The 3,026-nt window shown below is 37.8% G+C and carries 4 protein-coding genes and 1 pseudogene; 2 read left to right on the top strand and 3 right to left on the bottom strand.

What is annotated here, in order from left to right; translation table 11 throughout:
* Together H6G97_RS48975 and H6G97_RS48970 are read left to right on the top strand one after the other, a co-directional pair.
* On the top strand, positions 1 to 245 hold a 245-nt coding region (locus tag H6G97_RS48975), incomplete at its 5' end, for a hypothetical protein (protein ID WP_199350170.1).
* A gap of 14 nt (positions 246 to 259) precedes the next feature.
* On the top strand, positions 260 to 1,084 hold the full coding sequence (locus H6G97_RS48970) for an IS5 family transposase (RefSeq protein ID WP_190947502.1): 825 nt from the start codon (positions 260 to 262) through the stop codon (positions 1,082 to 1,084).
* A gap of 190 nt (positions 1,085 to 1,274) precedes the next feature.
* Here H6G97_RS48970 and H6G97_RS48965 read toward each other — a convergent pair whose 3' ends face one another.
* The 3 genes and pseudogenes from H6G97_RS48965 to H6G97_RS48955 all read right to left on the bottom strand — a co-directional run.
* Positions 1,275 to 1,853 carry a helix-turn-helix domain-containing protein gene (locus H6G97_RS48965; protein ID WP_190947501.1) on the bottom strand — a complete coding sequence of 193 codons (579 nt, stop codon included), beginning with the start codon at positions 1,851 to 1,853 and terminating at the stop codon, positions 1,275 to 1,277.
* A gap of 125 nt (positions 1,854 to 1,978) precedes the next feature.
* Positions 1,979 to 2,485, bottom strand: coding sequence for a hypothetical protein (locus H6G97_RS48960; RefSeq protein WP_190947500.1), 507 nt, complete (start codon positions 2,483 to 2,485; stop codon positions 1,979 to 1,981).
* Between the two features lie 34 nt (positions 2,486 to 2,519).
* Positions 2,520 to 3,026, bottom strand: a pseudogene (locus H6G97_RS48955) (ISNCY family transposase); the annotation flags it as partial.

Genomic DNA, 3,026 nt, shown 5'->3' with positions numbered 1-3,026 from the left:
GTCAGTCCGGCTTAAATGTCTTGGGGATCTCAACGGCTTTTGAGGATTTTGAGTACAACACTGCTGCCAATACAGAGTTGCTTTTGACTGAGATGAAACTGGTTGGAGCAACTTGGCAAGCGTTAGGAGAATTTTACTCTCAAGCAATCCACTTTCCCGTTGCTGTCGATCAACTTACCACGGATACAAGAACTCTTGCAAAAGTGTTTTATGGTATAATTAAGGGTTTGGCAATTTGCGATTAGGACATCGAGGCGCAGTGAAAATAGAGAAAGCCAAACAGCTTACGGCAAAAAAATTTAAGCGAATGACTGGAGTGAGCCGTAAAAGCTTTGAATTAATGGTTGATATAGTTAAAGCTGATGCTCAAAAGAAGAGGAAGCCAGGTCGCCGTCCTAAACTAATTATTGAAGACCAAGTTTTAATGGTTATTCAATATTGGAGGGAATACCGCACTTATTATCATATTGGGTTAGACTTTGGGCTTTCGGAATCTGCGGTTTGTCGAATAGTTTTTAAAATTGAAAATATTTTAGTTAAGTCAAGAAAGTTTAGTTTGCCAGGTAAAAAACAATTATGGAAAATGTCCTCTGAAGAAGATGTAGTTGTAATGGATGTTACGGAGAGTCCAATTGAAAAACCTCATATTGGGCAAAAAAGATTTTTTAGCGGTAAGCAAGGAGAACATACTTTAAAAACGCAGGTAGTTATCCACCAAAAAACTAGTCAAGTTATCTGTTTAGCTCATGGTTTGGGGAGAATCCATGATTTTAGGCTATTTAAAAATAGCGGGATAAAATTTGGAGAATTACTCAAGGTCATCGCGGATAAGGGCTATCAAGGAATTAATAAAATTCATCAATTCAGTGAAATACCGATTAAAAAACCAAAAGGGAAGAAGTTGACGAAAGAACAGAAAAAATATAATCGAGAACTCAATCGATTAAGAATTACTGTTGAACACGTAAATCGTCGTCTAAAGATATTTAAGATTTTGTCTAATAGATATCGAAACCGTCACCGACATTTTGGCTTAAGGTCTAATTTAATTGCGGGAATTTATAATCACGAATTAGCACTATAAATCGAATAAAAAAATCGAATTAATCCAATAGCTTCAGTATTAATAAATAACTGAAATGATGCTTGCTGTCACCTTCTTAATTAGCGTAGGCGCAGCCCGCCGTAGGCATCGCTAGATAATACTTGCTAGAAGAAAATGATAGCCTCTTACTATTTCAATGTCCCAAAATTTAAAATAAAATAACTCTTAATTATACCACAAAATATTTATGCAAGAGTTCTGATGTATAAACCAGTAATATCTTCCACTTTGGCGTCAAATTCTTCGTCCACAGGGGGGGGGTTAACCAGTAGCGCGAGGCGTGTGGTTTAAGTTCTGCTTCTTCAAGTAATCTTCCAACATGGCGAACAGATATGCTTTCAATAATTCCAAGTTTTATGATTTCGTCCGCTAGTTCTTGAGAAGTCCAATGACTTATTGGTCTTCCATAATCGGATGGTGGGGAACAAGCCAACGCAAATAACTCAATGACTTGTTCCATACTAAACTTCGGGCGTGCGCCAATACGCTCAGAGTCTTGTAATCTTTGCTTAATTGATAATTCTTGACCCTCAGTTTCCAACCATCGGTTTCGCCATAAACGCGCCGTTTGCCGATTTATGTCTAAATTTCGCGCGATTTCACGATGATTTTGACCCTCTGATGCCTTGAGAATTATTTTGGCTCGTAGCGCTAGGAGTTGCGGCGTGTTGTGTCTGTTGAGCAACTGTTGGAGTTGATCTCGCTCGCCATCGCTTAAATTTAAGATTTTAGGAGTTAATCTAGCCACACCCTGATTCCTTGATCTGTGCCCCAAAATGGGTTTTAACCTGATTATTTATTCTCCCATCAATATGGTCTGTTTATTTCCGCTGTGTTGTACTAGTGTGGTAAAATTCACTAGAGAAAACGACTCTATAGATTAGCCAAGTAACCCTTGGGATCTCTGCGAAATCGATATTGTTCAATTCTGGCTTTATGGTGTTTTTTCAGTTGAGAGCGTAATTCGAGCCAAGTATGAATATCAACTTGTGCTAAATCAGATGCGGTAAAAGAATGAAGTTTAGTAGCGATTGCACAGGCAAGTTTGACAGAACCACGAATAACGAGGGATGAGGGGGCAACTTTACGATCAGTACAACGACGTTGATGATGACGTAGCATACCAAAAGCATGTTCTAAGTCATTATTAGTTCTGGGAAAATCTTCAATTTCATAACAATGAAAAAGTCCAGACCAGTAGTTATGAGTGGTTTTTATAAAGTTATCGATTGCGGTACTAAGTGTACCAGCTTTCTGCTTTTGTTGGGACATTTCTGTTAAAAGTTCCTGATAACTTTGTTTAACTCCAGCAGCATCAAGACCTATTTTATTATTGAGAATATCACTAGCTTTATCAACCCACTGATATGCAACCCTCACGGGTGAAAATAAAGATGCAGTCGCAGATAAACCCTTAGCTATCAGGTGTTTGAGGTTGACTAAGGGTGGGGTTAAAGCACTTTTTTTCCATCCGTTCTAAGCTTTGCTCTATCAATGTCAAATTTTCTTGTAACTTTAATCCTGATGCCTCTAACGGTGGATGACCATCATTGGTTATAGAACTACGCACTGCCGAGCAATAATCTTCAATAATAGTTGCCATTTCCTGAGTTTCATTGGTAATACTACGTTCAATGTCTCGTAATCCTCTAACTTTTTTTTTCAATTCCTTTTTTGCATGTCGATCTGCCTCATATATGGGTTTAATTGCTTCTTTCAGATAATGGTAATGACATAAACCGTGAGCAATTCTAGGTAATGCTAACCTAACAGCTTTGCGAATTGATTGTTGCCCATCACTAACAACTCCATCAATTGGTACATCCAAAGTATTAGTTACTTCTAATAATAACGCCACTAAATCTTCATTTCTTGATGATAATAAGGTTTTAGCTAGTAAGATTTCTCCTGATAAGCAATC

The sequence above is a fragment of the Nostoc flagelliforme FACHB-838 genome, assembly GCF_014698065.1.
Classification (GTDB): Bacteria; Cyanobacteriota; Cyanobacteriia; order Cyanobacteriales; family Nostocaceae; genus Nostoc; species Nostoc flagelliforme_B.
The sequence above is the reverse complement of the archived record's forward strand: the minus strand, read 5'-3'. Positions and strand labels throughout refer to the sequence as shown.